The organism is Paenibacillus pedocola, from assembly GCF_031599675.1.
GTDB lineage: Bacteria > Bacillota > Bacilli > Paenibacillales > Paenibacillaceae > Paenibacillus_AQ > Paenibacillus_AQ pedocola.
In genome coordinates this window covers 703,573-721,293 of the sequence record NZ_CP134223.1, presented here as the reverse complement: position 1 = coordinate 721,293, position 17,721 = coordinate 703,573, and the positions used below count along the sequence as shown (strand labels likewise).

The 17,721-nt window shown below is 52.9% G+C and carries 14 protein-coding genes; all 14 read right to left on the bottom strand.

The genetic code is table 11. The features are described from left to right. Positions 1–207: 207 nt before the first annotated feature. The 14 genes from QU597_RS03145 to purE all read right to left on the bottom strand — a co-directional run bounded on the left by QU597_RS03145 (position 208) and on the right by purE (position 17,572). On the bottom strand, positions 208–1,614 hold the full coding sequence (locus QU597_RS03145) for a helix-turn-helix transcriptional regulator (RefSeq protein WP_310831327.1): 1,407 nt from the start codon (positions 1,612–1,614) through the stop codon (positions 208–210). A 251-nt stretch (positions 1,615–1,865) separates the two neighbouring features. After that, positions 1,866–3,179, bottom strand: a complete 1,314-nt coding sequence (locus tag QU597_RS03140; protein ID WP_310831326.1) for a tetratricopeptide repeat protein — start codon at positions 3,177–3,179, stop codon at positions 1,866–1,868. A gap of 288 nt (positions 3,180–3,467) precedes the next feature. Further along, positions 3,468–4,733, bottom strand: a complete 1,266-nt coding sequence (gene purD / locus QU597_RS03135) for a phosphoribosylamine--glycine ligase (RefSeq protein ID WP_310831325.1) — start codon at positions 4,731–4,733, stop codon at positions 3,468–3,470. Positions 4,734–4,759: 26 nt separating this feature from the next. Further along, positions 4,760–6,307, bottom strand: coding sequence for a bifunctional phosphoribosylaminoimidazolecarboxamide formyltransferase/IMP cyclohydrolase (gene purH / locus QU597_RS03130; protein ID WP_310831324.1), 1,548 nt, complete (start codon positions 6,305–6,307; stop codon positions 4,760–4,762). Positions 6,308–6,557: 250 nt separating this feature from the next. Next, on the bottom strand, positions 6,558–7,172 hold the full coding sequence (gene purN / locus QU597_RS03125; protein ID WP_310831323.1) for a phosphoribosylglycinamide formyltransferase: 615 nt from the start codon (positions 7,170–7,172) through the stop codon (positions 6,558–6,560). Next, positions 7,172–8,212 carry a phosphoribosylformylglycinamidine cyclo-ligase gene (gene purM, locus QU597_RS03120; RefSeq protein ID WP_310831322.1) on the bottom strand — a complete coding sequence of 347 codons (1,041 nt, stop codon included), beginning with the start codon at positions 8,210–8,212 and terminating at the stop codon, positions 7,172–7,174. The genes purN and purM overlap by 1 nt, the downstream gene beginning before the upstream one ends. A 324-nt stretch (positions 8,213–8,536) precedes the next feature. Beyond that, on the bottom strand, positions 8,537–10,033 hold the full coding sequence (gene purF, locus QU597_RS03115; RefSeq protein WP_310831321.1) for an amidophosphoribosyltransferase: 1,497 nt from the start codon (positions 10,031–10,033) through the stop codon (positions 8,537–8,539). Further along, the gene (purL, locus tag QU597_RS03110) at positions 10,018–12,264 is read right to left on the bottom strand and encodes a phosphoribosylformylglycinamidine synthase subunit PurL (protein WP_310831320.1); all 2,247 of its coding nucleotides are present in this window, start codon (positions 12,262–12,264) and stop codon (positions 10,018–10,020) included. The genes purF and purL overlap by 16 nt, the downstream gene beginning before the upstream one ends. Continuing rightward, complete coding sequence (gene purQ / locus QU597_RS03105; RefSeq protein ID WP_310831319.1) at positions 12,242–12,931, bottom strand: phosphoribosylformylglycinamidine synthase subunit PurQ; 690 nt, start codon at positions 12,929–12,931, stop codon at positions 12,242–12,244. The genes purL and purQ overlap by 23 nt, the downstream gene beginning before the upstream one ends. 5 nt (positions 12,932–12,936) lie before the next feature. After that, positions 12,937–13,182: a phosphoribosylformylglycinamidine synthase subunit PurS gene (gene purS, locus QU597_RS03100; protein WP_019913657.1), complete on the bottom strand. Its 246-nt coding sequence runs from the start codon at positions 13,180–13,182 to the stop codon at positions 12,937–12,939. A 122-nt stretch (positions 13,183–13,304) separates the two neighbouring features. After that, on the bottom strand, positions 13,305–14,195 hold the full coding sequence (locus tag QU597_RS03095) for a phosphoribosylaminoimidazolesuccinocarboxamide synthase (RefSeq protein ID WP_236337204.1): 891 nt from the start codon (positions 14,193–14,195) through the stop codon (positions 13,305–13,307). Between the two features lie 375 nt (positions 14,196–14,570). Next, positions 14,571–15,866, bottom strand: a complete 1,296-nt coding sequence (gene purB / locus QU597_RS03090; protein ID WP_310831318.1) for an adenylosuccinate lyase — start codon at positions 15,864–15,866, stop codon at positions 14,571–14,573. A gap of 6 nt (positions 15,867–15,872) precedes the next feature. Continuing rightward, positions 15,873–17,090, bottom strand: a complete 1,218-nt coding sequence (gene purK / locus QU597_RS03085) for a 5-(carboxyamino)imidazole ribonucleotide synthase (protein ID WP_310831317.1) — start codon at positions 17,088–17,090, stop codon at positions 15,873–15,875. Next, positions 17,087–17,572, bottom strand: coding sequence for a 5-(carboxyamino)imidazole ribonucleotide mutase (gene purE / locus QU597_RS03080; RefSeq protein WP_310831316.1), 486 nt, complete (start codon positions 17,570–17,572; stop codon positions 17,087–17,089). Before purE ends, purK begins: the two co-directional genes overlap by 4 nt. Positions 17,573–17,721 lie beyond the last annotated feature (149 nt).

Sequence of the window (17,721 nt, the reverse complement as noted above, 5' to 3'; positions counted from 1 at the left end):
TATAGTATTGTAAAAGACTATGCCTTTCTCCACGTGAAATTTTTTTCAGATAAATATTAAGAATTGTGAAAAGAAAAAGACCAGCCGGGGGCTGGTCCTTGAAAGTTGAGCTAAGGATGAATTAGTAAGAATTAGCACCCACCATGAAGACCTGAAGGGACAATACTGCTTGCAGATACTGCAGGAACCACAGCTGCCAACAACAAACTACTTGCCACTAACAATGCCGCCACTTTTCTTTTCATGTTTACCAATCTCCCTTTTCATTAAATTTTGATAATTGCGTTGTATATCAAAAGTTGCGTAATCCCGGAATTTTTCAAACAATCGTACAAATGAAAGAATACGTGTATCTTTATTGATGAAATTAGCTTTCACTAAACCAGCAAGAAGGTATTTAAAGCCTTCTGGGAAAGCCTTTCTGGATAAATAATAATAAGCTAATTCGTAAAAGCATAGTGTAGACTCTTCAGCTATAATCTGATGCGTGTACATACCTATGGATTCCGGTTGCGGCGTTGCATAGGCCAAAATTCGTGACTTATACTTCTCAAGAATAGGATCTATATCAAAATCAAATTTATTAGCAGCACTTGCTATATTATGGATCCCTATCAGCAACTCATCCTCATTATGATCAATGAATTCTGCATAGTCAGATATGACACTTTCGTGCCCAATCCTGAGCTTATAGACGAAAATATTTGCTTTGGCCCAACCCTTAAACAGCTTAACCCACTTCTGAGTTTCTTCATCCTCGTCCTTCACCCAGCTTAAATCGGCATATTTATATGCATATTGAAGCGCTTCTTCATAAGCACCTCTCGCATCACAAACACCGCCGCGCAAAAGATATGAAAATGTTAAATAGACAAAGAGCGGTCTTTTCAGTTTCTTTTTCGCTTCCCCTCTCCTATGTACAAGCTTAGAGGGCAACTGCAGCTGTATTTTTGCTTTATTCCCCAGTTCTTCTGCGATTTCGTCAACCTTATCCCAACGTTGTAATGACTTGTATGTATTAGCTAACTCCCTCAAGGCATCGAGTTGATCCGTTTCATCCAGCCTGTCCACAAAAGGTTCAAATTGTATGGCTGCCTGAAGATTGCGCTCCTGATTATCACCTAAGCGAAGCGTAAACAGCCGGTACTGGCAAAAGGCGAGACGCTCCGAATGCTGCCTTCGTTCACTTGCGGCAACGCTTTCATAGAGAATAATAGCAGCCTTATGTTTGCCCGCAGTGAGGAACTCTTCTGCAACTTCAAACAGCAGCGGCGAATAAGTCAAGTTGTCGAGCAGCAGCTGCACTGACCGGCGGATGCAATCCAGACTGTCCAGCTCCGCACAGCGGAAAAGAAACGGCCTGATCCTGCGCCAGTTAGGTACAGTCTCTACGATACACTCCTGAATATACTGCTCATAGTAATAACCTTCCGGCAGGTTCAGAACCTTAGTCATCCTGTCCAGCTGGTCAACCGCCATAATCCTGTTTCCTTTCAGAATGGAGCTGACGGTGCCGGCATTCAGGCCTGCCTTCCTGCCCAGTTGACTGAGATTCAAGCCTTCCCGTTCTATGAAATCTTCCAGCTCGCTGCGAATCGTGGTTGTGTAGTTCAATTAACCACCCCCTAAAAGGAACATCGGCAGTACATGCAGTATCCTCTGCTTCTTCGCTGATAACTGATAACATTTTCTAATATATTACAAATATAGCCAATTACTTCAGGCTCGTCAACAGTTTTTTTTCTCTTTTTCCCCATTTTTTTGCAGCATATTATATAATAAAACTTTTGTCCTACTATGTTGATAAAACCTATGTATTAGGACACACAAAAAAGCTGCCGGGATTTCCCGGCAGCTCTACATTTCTATTGCTTCAGCATCCATTTTAATAAATCCGGCACACTTGCCCATAAACGGGAATGCATAATGACGTATTCAATCGCTTCATTGGAGTCACCCATGCCGACAAAATCCGGAAGATTATGCGGCAGCCGTTTCACACCCAGTAAATAATCAGGCACATGCTTGTTCACTCCGCGCGCTACACGGTAGAGCATTTTGAGCTGGGAGGTGATTCCGTTCTTTTTATACTCCAGGACAATCCGGTCATAGGCAAAAGCCGCAGCGGCATCCTCCTTGCCGTATTTCTTAAGCACCTGCTCCGCCTCTTTCAGCTGATTGCTGTAGAGGTACACCGCAGCCAGCAAATAACGCGCTCCGGTATTGTCATCGGGATTAAGCTCCAGAATATGCTCCAGCGTCTGTGCCGCTTCTTCCGCTTTTCCGCCAAACCAGCAGGATTCGGCATAGCTCTTGCATATACGGATATAAGGACGGGTTTCATGAAGACCCCAGAAATGGCCTTTATTCTTCGCAAAAAAATCCTCACCCAGCTCACGTCCGCCGGCAGCGATCCCTGCTTTCAGCAAAGCCCGTGCCTCCTGCTCATTCTCTGACTCCTCGGCGAGGATCAGGTAGGCATCGGAGTTATCCGGATAAATCTCCAGTGCCGCTTCCGCCAGCTGAATCCGCCGCTTCACAGAGGTGGCTTCCATGGATTTATGCAGCAGCATTTGCGACTTTTCTCTGGGCGTGCCCGGGCCGTTAAGGACGAGCAGTTCATCCGATTCTCCGCCCATGCCGTATTCCTCTATATAGTTGAGTATTTCCTTCACCTTACGGGAGATGGTTGCCGTGGTAACCTCATACTTTTCGGCCAGCCCAGTCTGGGTCAGAGTGAAGCCGTATTCCTCGGATAATATATATTCAATGGCCGCGCAGAACGAGCCTGATTTCTTCACCGCAGGTTTGGTCTGGCGGGAGAAGCCGTTCCAGAGAACCAATGCTTCAAAAATCAGTTCCCGCTCGTACTGCTCCCTCATGCTCTCAATCAGCTGCAATGCCAGCTGTTCATGGGCCGGATGCTCCCATTTCAGCTCACGTGCTACCATTTTTTTCAGCTTGGTCAGCGTAAGCTTGCTTTCAGGCCGGACGACCGCTTCTGGAGCCGCTGGCATCGCCTCTGGTTCAGCCACTACAGCCTCGCGGGCTGCCGCCTCTTCCGTTGTTACGAGCCGCAGTATGGACTCCACCGCTGACGTTTCTTTACCCAGGCAGCATCTTTTGTATTTTTTCCCGCTTCCGCATGGGCATAAGTCATTTCTTCCAACCTTACTCAAAAGTGATTCCCCCTTAAATCTGTGGCTAGCCATTCGCATAAGCGCATCGCTACTTTTGCACTATAAGTATCATTTCCCGGCACGAGGCATTCTATATAAGACAGCAGGCACGCCATACGTAAAAAACTGATTTAAAAAAGGCCTTTCCATGAAAGGAAAGACCCTTTATCTGTATATATCCGCACATTTTCCCCCGTACGTGTTGTATTATAGCACTTCTTCTATCACTTGTCAGTCCTTTTTTGGGACTAATAGCGTAAAAATTTGCTAGGTTGCAGTTCTTTATCCTCAGATCAGCGCCTTCATGGCAATATCACTGCGGTTCTGCTTTCCTGCGAACTGAATCTTATCCGCGCTTGCGTATGCTGCATTGCGGGCTTCGGCAATATTCGCCCCCCTGCCTACCACACCAAGTACACGTCCGCCGTTCGTGATCCAGCGCCCTTCCTCATCCCGCGCCGTTCCTGCATGGAATACGAGCCCGTCTCCGGCATCCGCAAGACCGGTAATCGGTACACCCTTCGGATAAGTCCCCGGATAACCCTGGGAGGCCAGGACCACGCAGACAGCCGCCTCATCGCTCCATTCAATGTCGATATCTGCAAGTCTGCCCTCAGCTACCGCCAAAAAGATCTCCAGCAGATCGCTCCGCAGCCGCGGCAGCACAACCTGTGTCTCCGGATCGCCGAATCGCGCATTGAACTCGATCGTCTTCGGCTTGCCGTCCGGTGAAATCATCAGGCCTGCGAACAGCACGCCGCTGAAGGAACGGCCTTCCGCTACCATGGCTTTGGCCGTAGGCTCAATAATCGTCTCGACCGCCTCACGGATTATGGCTTCATCAATATGCGGCAGGGGGGAATAAGTCCCCATACCGCCTGTATTAGGCCCCTTATCACCGTCGAATATTGGCTTGTGATCCTGCGCAGCCGCCATCGGGCGAACGGTCTCCCCGTCGACAAAAGCGAGAATCGACATTTCCTGTCCTGCCAGAAACTCTTCAATCACGACCTGGGCGCCTGCTTCGCCGAACACCTTGGCCACCATAATATCACGCAGCGCCTGCTCGGCTTCCTCGCGCGAATACGCAACAGTAACCCCTTTGCCGGCAGCCAGGCCATCGGCCTTGATAACAATCGGCAGTCCCTGCCCGCGCAAATAGGCAAGCGCAGCTTCATAATCGCTGAACTTCTCGTAGGCTGCTGTCGGAATATGATATTTGTGGAGCAGATCCTTCATGAACGTTTTGCTGCCTTCAATTTCAGCCGCATTCTTGCGCGGACCGAAGACTGGAATGTTCTGCGCTTCGAACGCATCGACAATTCCTGCCGCCAGCGGATCATCGGGACCGATGACCGCAAGTCCTACTTCACGCTCTTTGGCAAATGCAGTCAGCTTATCGAACTCAAATACACCGATCGGCACACATTCCGCCAGCTGGGCAATCCCGGCATTGCCGGGTGCACAGTAGATTTTACCGGCTGAGGGGCTTTGGGACAGCTTCCAGATGATCGCATGCTCCCGGCCGCCGCTGCCGACCACTAAAATATCCATTGAAATGAAATCCTCCCCGAGTAATTCTAGTGTTTGAAATGGCGGACGCCGGTGAAGACCATAGCGATTCCGTATGCATTGGCAACCTTGATCGATTCCTCGTCTTTGATCGACCCGCCCGGCTGAATTACAGCGGTAATTCCTGCTTTTGCAGCAAGTTCAAGCGTATCGCCCATCGGGAAAAAGGCATCGGAAGCCAGCACTGCGCCCTTGGCTTTCTCTCCAGCCTGTTCAATTGCAATCTTCGCAGAGCCGACACGGTTCATCTGGCCTGCACCAACACCGACCGTCATATCATCCGCTGCCAGTACAATGGCGTTAGATTTCACATGCTTAACCACTTTCCAGCCGAATAGCAGCTGCTTGAGCTCTTCTTCTGTAGGTTTGCGGTCCGTAACGACCTGCAGGTCATCCGGATTCACGGAGTGCACGTCGCTCTCCTGCACAACCATCCCGCCCTCAATGGAGGTCACAACAAAGCTGCTCTTGCGCGCCGCTGCGGCACTTAGATTACCGATCTTGAGCAGTCGGATATTTTTCTTCTTCGTCAGGATTTCCAGCGCTTCTTCAGTGAAGCCCGGTGCCAGAACAATTTCCAGGAAAATATCCTTAAGCAGATTGGCAGTGTCCGCATCAATGATCCGGTTCGCGGCAACAATTCCGCCGAAGATCGAGGTCGGATCAGCGTTGTAAGCTTTTTGATAAGCCTCATATACACTTGTTCCCACGCCTACGCCGCATGGATTCATATGCTTAATGGCCACAACCGCAGGCTCTTCGAATTCCTTAACGATCTGCAGCGCCGCGTTGGCATCATTGATATTGTTATAGGACAGTTCCTTGCCGTGCAGCTGCTCGGCAGCGGTCAGCGTATCCTGCGCCGCCAGAGGCTTGCGGTAGAATGCTGCCTTCTGATGCGGGTTCTCCCCGTAACGCAGATCCTGGATCTTCTCATAAGTCACTGTATAGCGCTCAGGCAGCGGTTCACCGGTCACATTAGCCAGATAATCGGCAATCAGGGCATCGTAAGCCGCCGTATGGCGGAACACTTTTGCTGCAAGACGTTTGCGGGTTTCAAGCGTTGTATCCCCGCCTGCACGCACTTCTTCAAGCACATTAGCATAATCAGCCGCATCCACAACCACACTGACAAAGGCATGGTTCTTCGCCGCTGAACGCAGCATCGTCGGTCCGCCGATATCGATATTCTCGATCGCTTCCTCGTACGATACATCCGGTTTGGCAATAGTCTCCGCGAACGGATACAGATTAACCACTACCAGATCAATGTAGTCAAGGCCAAGCTCGGTCATCTGCCGTGTGTGCTCCTCATTGTCACGAACCGCAAGCAGGCCGCTATGTACAGCAGGATGCAGCGTTTTGACGCGTCCGTCCATGATTTCGGGGAAGCCTGTTACATCGGAAATACCGATAACCGGTACGCCTTCTTTAGCCAAAAGTGTGCTAGTGCCGCCTGTAGAGATAATTTCTACGCCTAGTGCAGACAACTCGCGGCAAAAATCCACGATGCCCTGTTTGTCCGATACGCTGACCAGCGCTCTTTTGATACTCACTTGAATAGTCCTCCTCCGGATGATGCTAGATTAGTATTATTGACTAGAGCCTCTTGTTATATATACGACACTGTAATGGTCTATAATCGACACTACAGCCGTCAACCGACAACAACTAAATGTTTGTGCAATATTTCCCGAGAAATATCAGAACCCGCGGATGATGTGCAGAGTGTCGAAAAAAGCTGCAGTTATAAGACAATAAGTTCAGTTAAGTGTCCCTGCAAAGCCCTTTCCACCTATGGTAAACCTACTGACGGACAATAACGTGTCTTCCGTGCAGTTCTACCTTCCCGGCGGCAAAAGCACCCACGACCTCGGGATACAGCTCGTACTCCACCTGATGAATCCGCTCCGCCAGCGACTCGGCCGTATCTCCCTCTTCTATCTCAACACTGCGCTGGGCAATAACCGGTCCGGTATCCATGCCTCCGTCGACAAAATGCACCGTCACTCCTGTAAGCTTTACCCCGTAATCCAGTGCCTGTCCAATCGCGTCTTTCCCGGCAAAGGCCGGCAGCAGCGAAGGATGAATGTTGATAATCCGGCCGGCGTACGGCTGCAGCAGCACCGGGGTAATCAGCCGCATATATCCGGCGAGTACAATTAGCCCGATGTCCCGGCGCTTCAGCTCGGCAACGATCTCCGCCTCATAGAGCTCACGGCTTCCGAATTCCTTCGGCCGCAGCAGGAGGGCGGGAACGCCTGCAGCCTCCGCCCTTTGGGCCACAAACGCCTCCGGCCGGTCGGAGACCAGCAGCTCAATGCTGCCCCCGCCAAGCTGTCCTGCTCTCTGCGCCTCTATCAGTGCGGCAAAATTGCTGCCCTGCCCGGAGGCAAACACAGCGATCCGGCTGCTCTGCATCACACTTCAGCTCCCGTAAAGGTAACGATACGTTCCCCTTCTGTAACGGTGCCGATCAAATAAGCCTCTTCACCGCTAGCCTTCAGCAGCTCAAGCGCACGTTCCCCATCCGCTGCAGGAACAACCAGGACAAGGCCGATACCCATATTAAAAGTAGTGAACATATCCCGGTTGCTTACACTGCCTTTGCTCTGCATCAAGCCGAACACTGGCTGAATCGGCCAGGAGCCATAGTTGATCTCCACGTTCACATTATCCGGCAGCATCCGCGGAATATTCTCGATGAAGCCGCCGCCGGTAATATGCGCCATGCCTTTGACCGTAAGCTGCTCCAGCAGTGCCAGAAGCGGTTTGACGTAGATTTTGGTCGGAGCAAGCAGTACATCCACAAGCGGAGCGCCCAGCTCAGGAATGACATCATTCAGGTCGTAGCCGGCTTGTTCCAGTAAAAGCTTGCGCACCAGCGAGAAGCCGTTGCTGTGTATCCCGCTGGAAGCGAGGCCAATTACCGTATCGCCAGGTGCAATATCTGCACCGGTAACGAGCTTGGCTTTATCAGCCACACCCACCGTAAAGCCGGCGATATCGTACTCACCCGCAGCATACATGCCCGGCATTTCAGCTGTTTCGCCGCCAATTAACGCGCAGCCTGCCTGATGGCAGCCTTCAGCAATTCCGGCCACGATAGCTTCGATCTTCTCCGGCACGACTTTGTCGCAAGCCAGATAGTCCAGGAAAAAGAGCGGCTCTGCACCTTGTACCACGATGTCGTTGACACACATCGCTACAGCGTCGATGCCAATCGTGTCATGGCGGTCTGCCGCGAACGCGAGCTTGAGCTTGGTGCCGACACCATCGGTTCCCGATACCAGCACCGGCTCTTCGTATTTATCTTTATTAAGACCGAACAGTGCGCCGAATCCGCCAAGCTCTGTCATGACCTCCGGACGGTATGTGCGCTTCACATGCTTCTTCATGCGTTCTACCGCTTCATTGCCAGCCGCAATATCCACTCCGGCGTTTTTATAAGCTTCCGACACTTTTGGACACCTCATTTTAATTAGTTTAGAGCGCTGTCTCGGGGCTGCAGGGATTCTCTGGTGGTTAATGGGGCGCCATTACAAGGAATGTTTGGACTTCCGGTCGCTGTTATATTTGGATTTCCTGATTGAAACCGCTGGCAGCGGTAGAAATCCAAATATAAAGGCGAACGCTACGCTCCTACAGTTCCAAACTTCCTCTCCATGGCTTCCAACCACCTGGACAACCCGGCCGCAAGCCGAAGTTCGCGCCTTGCACAGGGGCAGTGGCTCGGCGCTCTTGGCGAAGCCAAGCGCCTCGCTTCGCGAGAGCATGCCTACCTTCTAGCAGGAACAGCCGTCCTTCTCTTCCCCGCCGAAATCCACCTGCGTCGGGTAATCGTTATCGAAGCAGGAGAGGCATAGGCCACCCTTATACTCTTCGCTGCTGTAGCCACCGATGGACTGGATCAGTCCCTCTGGTGAGAGGAATGACAGCGAGTCAGCGTTAATCTCTTCGCACATCTCTTGAATAGTCTTGTAAGACGCGATCAGCTCACGGCGGTCCGGAGTATCGATACCGTAGAAGCACGGATTCTTGAACGGCGGCGAGGTGATCCGCACATGCACTTCAAGCGCTCCGGCTTCGCGCAGCAGATTAACGATCCGTCGTGAGGTCGTACCGCGGACGATGGAATCGTCGATCATGACGACACGCTGGCCTTCGACAACGCGGCGCACAGCGCTGAGCTTCATCTTAACACCCTGCTCGCGCAGCTCCTGGCTCGGCTGGATAAAGGTCCGGCCGGTATATTTATTCTTGATCAGCCCAAGCTCATACGGGATACCGGTCTGCTCGGCGTAGCCGATCGCCGCAGAGATACTGGAATCCGGCACACCGGTTACAATATCCGCATCCACAAAGGATTCCAGTGCCATGCGGCTGCCCATCCGCTTGCGGGCGGAATGGAGGTTGGAGCCGTTGAGATCACTGTCAGGACGAGCAAAATAGATATATTCCATCGCACACAGTGCTTTGCGCTTAGGTTCTGTGAAACGGTCTTCCAGGAATCCGTTCTTGTCCAGCACCAGCAGCTCGCCCGGTTCGATATCACGGACCAGCGTGGCCCCGATGACTTCAAGCGCGCACGACTCCGAAGCGAAGACATACGCTTCACCGAGGCGGCCCATCACCAGCGGGCGCAGCCCGTGCGGGTCAGAGGCGACGATCAGCTTGTCGTTAGTCATCAGCAGGAACGCGAAGCCGCCGACGAGCTGACGCAGCGCATCCTTAGCTGCTTCGACAAAATCCTTCGGCGAACGCGCAATCAGATGCGCGAGCACCTCGGTGTCACTGGTGGTCTGGAAGATGGAGCCGCTCATTTCAAGCTGCTTGCGGATCAGCGGCTCATTCACGATATTGCCGTTAGTGGCAATCGCCAGATCGCCGTCGCGGTACTTGAAGACCAGCGGCTGCGCATTAGTCAGCCGGCTGTCCCCGCTGGTGGAATAACGCACATGTCCAATGGACATGTCGCCGACCAGCGAAGCGATTTTGTCCTTGTCGAAGACTTCCTTAACAAGGCCCATACCGCGGTGATAGTTGAAATCACGGCCATCCGCTACGCAGATGCCCGCACTCTCTTCACCACGGTGCTGCAGGGCATGCAGTCCATAATAAGACATGGATGCAGCCTCCGGGTGTCCAAAGACCCCGAAGACGCCGCATTCTTCTTTTAACGTGTCAAAAATATCTCCCGAGCCCGTTCCTTCATTGTAAAAGTCGCCGGTCCACAGGATGGGGGTCTCCTGCTTGTTCCCGGTCTTTACTTCATAAGACATGGAATAGCATCCTCCCAAACGGATTTGAGTTCTGATACAGCCTCATCCAGTGCAGATGCACCGTCCAAGGATACGCGCAGTCTGTCACCGCCGACCGTTCCGATAATTTCCACCGGTACGCCGTAAGCAGCAACGGCTGCTTTCAATTCTTCTGCCCGGTCAGGTGCTGCTGTCAGCACAATGCGGGATTGGCTTTCGCTGAACAGCGCCACATCCGGACGCAGTCCGCCAGCGGACAGCTCCACATTAGCACCGATACCGCCGCTGATGCAGCTCTCGGCCAGTGCTGCTGCCAAGCCGCCTTCAGACAGGTCATGCGCCGAGCGGACCAGACCGCTGCGGATCGTACCGAGCACTGCGTCTAGCAGCTTCTGTTCCGTAGCCAAATCCAGTGCCGGCGGACGGCCTTCTGTCAGACCGTGCACGGCATATTGGAATTCACTGCCGCCAAGCTCTGCTTTGGTTACGCCAAGCAGCAGAATGGCATCGCCTTCCTGTTTGAAGGCTTGAGTCGTAATGTGATCCGTATCTTCAACCAGACCCACCATACCGACAACCGGGGTCGGATAGATGGCGCCGGCAGCATTTTCGTTATACAAGCTGACGTTACCGCCGATAACCGGCGTATCGAGCACACGGCAGGCTTCAGCCATACCATCTACGGCACGTTCCATCTGCCAGAAAATCTCCGGCTTCTCCGGGCTGCCAAAGTTGAGGTTGTCCGTAATCGCCAGCGGCTTAGCGCCGGAGCAGACAATGTTGCGGGCCGCTTCACTTACCGCGATGCGTCCGCCGACTTCAGGGTCCAGATAGACATAACGTCCGTTACAGTCTGTAGTCATTGCCAGGCCTTTGCGTGTGCCGTGGATCGTAACCACTGCCGCATCGGAGCCCGGACGAACCGCCGTGCTGGTACGGACCATATAATCGTATTGGTTATAGACCCAGGCTTTGCTTGCCACTGTAGGCGAAGCCAGTACCGTGCGCAGTGCACCGCCGAGATCAGTAACTTCTTCATAACGGAGGGTATCTACGTTTGCATTCTCTTCATAATAAGCCGGAACTGCCGAAGGCTTCTTGTAGATTGGGCATTCATCTACCAGCGCAGTTACCGGCATATCGCCGACAACCTCACCATGATGGAACAGCTTCAGGCGGCCGTCATCCGTTACCTTGCCCACTTTGCGGCAGATCACGCCCCAGCGGTCAAAAATCTCCTGTGCCTGCGCTTCATCCTTAGGCTCAACCACGAACAGCATCCGCTCCTGGGATTCGGACAGCATCATTTCATAAGGCGTCATGCCTTCTTCACGCTGCGGCACTTGATCCAGATACAGCTCCAACCCGTTACCTGCTTTGCTGGCCATCTCAGCACTGGAACAGGTTAAGCCTGCTGCACCCATGTCCTGAATACCAAGCACGATGCCGCTGTCGATCAGCTCCAGACAGGATTCCATCACCAGCTTCTCCATAAACGGATCGCCGACTTGAACCGCTGTTTTCTTGGCTTCGGATTCCTCGCTCAGCTCTACAGAAGCGAAGGTAGCGCCGTGAATGCCGTCGCGTCCGGTAGGAGGACCTACGTAGAACACGGGGTTACCTACACCTTTGGCGACACCACGCTGGATTTTATCATGATCAATCAGTCCGACACACATTGCGTTAACCAGCGGATTGCCGTCATAGCTGTTGTCGAACATAATTTCCCCGCCGACAGTCGGGATTCCGATACAGTTGCCGTAGCCGGCGATCCCGGACACGACATGCTCGAATAAATATTTTACCCGGTCGCTCTCAAGCTTCCCGAAACGCAGGGAGTTAAGCAGGGCTACCGGTCTTGCACCCATGGAGAAAATATCGCGGATAATCCCGCCCACCCCTGTCGCCGCGCCCTGATAAGGCTCAACAGCCGAAGGATGGTTATGACTTTCGATTTTGAACACAACTGCCTGGTTGTCTCCAATATCCACGATGCCCGCACCTTCGCCCGGACCCATCAGTACACGCGGACCGCTTGTCGGGAAACGTCCAAGGAGCGGCTTAGAGTTCTTATAAGCGCAGTGCTCGGACCACATTACGCTGAATACGCCGATTTCGGTATAGTTAGGCTTGCGCCCCATGAAAGAAGTGATGAGCTCATATTCGCTGTCCGATACTCCGAATTGACTGTAGATTTTCTGCTCCGCGATTTGCTCTGCGGTCGGCTCCTTAGCGGATACTTGCTGCGTCATAACGATCCCTCCATGTCTTGAGAATGGATGTAAACATCCGTTTGCCGTCTTCCGAACCCAGCAGGCTGTTCGCAGCGCGTTCCGGGTGAGGCATCATGCCTACTACATTGCCTGCGACGTTGCTAATCCCCGCAATATCGGCTACCGAGCCGTTAGGGTTGCCCTTGTATGTGAATACGATCTGATTGTTTGCTTTGAGCGATGCCAAAGTCTCTTCATCACAGTAATAATTGCCTTCGCCATGTGCGATCGGAATAACAATTTCTTCATCCTTCGCATAATCAACCGTAAACGGGGTTGTGTTATTAACGACCTTAAGCACCGTGTCATGACAGCGGAACTTCATGGACATATTACGGCGCAGTGCACCTGGCAGCAGCCCCGCTTCGGTCAGAATCTGGAACCCGTTGCAGATGCCGAGCACGAATTTGCCCTGCTCCACCGCTTTGGCCACTTCGGCCATTACCGGAGCAAACCGGGAAATCGCGCCGCAGCGCAGATAGTCACCATAAGAGAAACCGCCCGGCACGAGAATGCAGTCATACGCCGACAAGTCAGTCGCGGTATGCCACACATAATCTACAGGTTCACCAAGGCTGTCCTCTACTGCTTTGTAGCAGTCAATGTCGCAATTGGAGCCTGGAAAGACAAGTACAGCAAATTTCATGACTTTTAGTCCTCCAATTCGTAGCGGTAATCCTCGATCACCGTGTTGGCCAGCAGCTTTTCGCACATTTCCTTCAGGCGTCCTTCCGCTTCAGCGCGGTTGTCCGTATCGAGAGTCAGCTCCATGTATTTGCCGATGCGCAGACTTTCGACTTCCTGGAAACCTACCGAATGCAGCGCCCCCTGCACTGCTACACCTTGGGGATCGAGCACGCTTTTCTTGATGGTGACATAGACTGTCGCTTTTAACATACGCTTGTAGTTCCTCCTAAAATTTAATGAGCCGACTAAGGCCTTCATCCACAAGAGACATCCGATTAACTGTAAAAGTGCAATTAGCGCTTATACTGCGGTTAGCCTACATAAAGACTGGCTTATAAATCCTTGCCGGTAAGACGGTGATAGATATCCAAGTAACGGCGGCTGGTTTCTTCCACCACTTCAGGCGGCAGCGGATCCGGCGTGCTGTTCTTGTCCCAGGAGGATGCGGAGAGATACGTCCGGACCGGCTCCTTGTCCATGCTGTCAATTTCAATATCCAGCGCATATTTATCTTTAGCCCAGAAGCGTGAAGCATCCGGCGTAAAAATCTCATCGATCAAAATCACTTTACCGTCCAGCAGGCCGAATTCGAATTTGCAGTCCGCGAGGATGATGCCGCGCTCGTTGCAATATTCTCTGGCAAAAGCAAACAGCTTCAGGCTTTTCTCCTTCAGCTCAAGCGCCAGTTCCGCACCAATCTGCTCCTGCATCTGCTCGAAAGGAATGTCTTCATCGTGTCCTACATCATTTTTAGCCGCAGGGGTAAAAATCGGCTCCGCCAGCACTGCGTTTTTGCGCAGTCCTTTGGGAAGCTCAATACCGTTAACTTTTCCGGTCTCCTGATACTGACGCCAGCCTCCGCCTGTAATGCAGCCGCGCACCACACATTCAATATCTATCCGCTCCGCCTTGCGTACGACCATGACGCGGTTTTTGAGTGCCTCGCGGTCCCGTACAATGTCTCCGAGCTGATCCACATCAATGTGTACCACATGGTTTTCAATAAGATTTTTGGTCTGGCCGAACCAGAAGGCGCTTAGCCGGTTCAGCACATTGCCTTTGTCCGGCACCGCCGGGTCGAGCACATAGTCAAACGCTGAGATCCGGTCCGTAACGACGATCAGTACATGCTCCCCCAAATCGTACAATTCGCGAACCTTTCCTTTATAGAGCAGCGGTGCATTTACGAGATCCACAGCCGTGGAAACGGCAGGGTATGTCATGACCTTTCCTCCCTTGAACGAATGATCTTGCTTATATACTTGAGCTGGAAGCACTGAGACGCTTTATTCCTTCGCTTCGAATCGACAGAAACTGAAATACTCCTTCAGGTTAATAGGATCACTGCAACAAATATTTGGACTTCCGATCGCTGTTATGTTTGAATTTCCTGATTTAAACCGCTAGCTGCGGTAGAAATTCAACCATAAAGGCGAACGCTGACGCTTCTCCAGTTCCAAAATTTCTCTCCGTTCCTCTTTAACCCAACCTCCTATTCCACTTTCCCCTGATGCTTCGCTTCTCAGAAAAAGCTGCCCGGCGCCTCGCCCGTATTATTCTTCAGCTCTTTAGTTCACCACTAACTTACCTTTTAATAATTAGATAAGTTCCAGCTTGCGGAAAATGGTGTCCACATGCTTAAGGTGCCAGGAAGGATTGAAGGCATCGTCGATTTCTTCCGGACTAAGCACAGCAGTGATCTCCGGAGTAGCTTCGACGATATCACGGAACTGGGTCTGTTCTTCCCAGGCCTGCATCGCACGCGGCTGCACGGTATCGTATGCCTGCTCGCGGCTGAAGCCTTTGTCGATCAGCTTGGTCAGGATGCGGCCCGAGAACGGAACGCCAAAGGTGCGGTTCATGTTGCGCTTCATATTTTCCGGGAACACGGTCAGGTTCTTCACGATGTTGCCAAAGCGGTTTAGCATGTAGTTCAGCAGCATCGTTGCATCCGGCAGGATAATCCGTTCTACTGACGAGTGCGAGATATCGCGCTCATGCCAGAGCGGCACGTTCTCGTAAGCTGTAACCATGTGGCCGCGGATCACGCGGGACAGGCCGGAAATATTTTCGCAGCCGATCGGGTTACGTTTGTGCGGCATTGCGGAGGAGCCTTTTTGACCTTTGGCGAAAGCCTCTTCCACCTCACGGATCTCGCTCTTTTGCAGAGCACGGATTTCGGTGGCAAATTTGTCGAGCGATGTTGCTACCAGTGCAAGTGTAGCCATATATTCAGCATGGCGGTCACGCTGCAGCGTCTGTGTCGAGATCGGAGCCGGGCTGGTTCCCAGCTTCTTGCAGACGAATTCTTCCACGAACGGGTCGATGTTGGCATAGGTGCCGACTGCACCTGAAATTTTACCGAATTGAACGCCTTTAGCGGCATGACGGAAGCGCTCCAGGTTCCGTTTCATTTCCTCATACCACAATGCCATTTTGAGACCGAAGGTTGTTGGCTCAGCATGAACACCGTGGGTACGTCCCATCATTGGGGTATCTTTATAAGCCACTGCTTTATCTTTGAGGATCTCAATGAAATTAATGATGTCCTTCTCCAGGATCTCGTTCGCCTGACGCAGCAGGTAACCGAGTGCCGTATCCACAACGTCTGTGGAGGTTAGGCCGTAATGTACCCATTTGCGTTCTGCACCCAGGCTCTCCGATACGGCACGCGTGAAGGCAATTACGTCATGGCGGGTTTCAAGTTCGATCTCATTAATACGGTCAATATCAAATTTCGCATCCTTACGCAGCTTGGCGGCATCTTCCTGCGGAATAACTCCCAGCTCAGCCCACGCTTCACAAGCACAAATTTCTACTTCAAGCCACGCATTGAATTTATTTTCTTCGGTCCAAATGGCCCGCATCTCAGGTCTGCTGTAACGTTCGATCATATCTGTTCAGTTCCTCCAAAGGTTAGTTTGCTCTACCCAGGACAATCCGTCGCCGGTATCCTTGCAGAGCAGGTTGATATGGCCCATTTTGCGGCCGTTTTTGCTCTCGGTCTTGCCATATATATGAAGCTTGGGAGCAATCCCAAGCCGTTTTGCCGTTTCATCCGGATGTCCGGTCCGCTGAATCACTCCGTCTAAATGCTGTCCAAGCACATTCACCATGACCACCGGCGTAAGCAGTGTAGTCTCACCGAGAGGCAAGTTGCAGATCGCCCGGATATGCTGCTCGAATTGCGAGGTCATGCAGGCGTCCATAGTATAATGCCCCGAATTATGGGGCCGCGGAGCCAGCTCATTGACGAATAATTCCCCATCTTCCGTAACGAACATCTCCACAGCCAGCAGTCCGACTGCATTCAGTCCGGACACCAGCCGTTCGGCTAACCCGCAGGCCCGCTGCTGGATCTCCTCGGAGACACGTGCCGGCACAATGGACAGGTGCAGGATGTTGTCCACATGGATGTTCTCCGCCGGCGGGAAGCTCTTCACTTCACCAGAGGTGCTGCGCGCGGCAATGACGGAAATTTCACACTTGAATTTCACGAATTTCTCCAGCACCAGCTCAGGCGCTTCGGATTCGCCGTGCTGCGCTTCTGCACCGGGTGCGACCTGCCGGAAGGCTGCTTCCAGCTCCTCTGTCTGGCGGATGACGGCTTGTCCCTTGCCGTCATATCCCCCTGTGGCGGTCTTTAGCACACAGGGCAGGCCCAGGTCGGCAGCCGCGGCGGTAAGCTCCGCCAGGCTGCCGACCTTGCGGTACGGGGCAACGGGCACGCCCGCAGCCTCGATCGCGGCCTTCTCGCGCAGCCTGTGCTGCGTCGTATACAGCAGCTCGCTGCCCTGCGGCACGTACGATTCCTCCGTCAGCAAGGCGGCTACGCCGGCGTCGACGTTCTCGAACTCGTACGTGATGACGTCCGCGCGCTGCGCCAGCTCCCGCGCCGCGCCGCGGTCATTGTAAGCCGCGGTGATCTGCGGCGTTACCTGCCCGCAGGGCGCATCGGACGCAGGGTCCAGCGCCACGAAGCGGTACCCCATGGCGCTGCCGGCCAGCGCCATCATGCGGCCGAGCTGGCCGCCGCCGAGCACGCCGATCGTCGTCCGGCCCGGCAGCAGCGTGCGGGCTGCATCCAAAGCGCCGGCCCTCAATTCTTCCTGCCTCATAAGCTATCGCTGCTTTCCAGCACTTCGCGCTCTATTGCCTCACGACGCTGCTGCACCCTGCCTTGTACCTCCGGATCAAAGGCGCCGATGATCTGCGCAGCAAGCAGCCCTGCATTGGTTGCCCCGGCACGGCCAATCGCCACCGTGGCCACCGGGATCCCTCCCGGCATCTGTACGATAGATAGCAGCGAATCCAGGCCGTTCAGTGCTTTGGTCTGCACCGGCACACCGATAACGGGCAGAATCGTCTTTGCCGCGACCATGCCCGGCAGATGTGCTGCACCGCCCGCTCCGGCAATAATAACCCGGAGGCCACGTGCTGCCGCTTCCTCCGCATAGCGGAACATCAGATCCGGCGTACGATGTGCAGAGATGACTCTTTTCTCATACGGAACTTTCAGCTCTTCCAGCACGGCACAGGCATGCTCCATCGTTTCCCAATCGGTTTTGCTGCCCATGATAACCCCAACCTGCAAAGACATGTTTCAACCTACCTTCCGCTCAATATAGAAACTCATTTACTTTAAGTTGTCCCGTTTCACACTAGTTTTCCATAAATCCGAAAAAAAAAGCCCGGATTCCAGACGCATTTTGCTGCGGGTGGACCCAGACTACTGCAGGAATCAGGAGA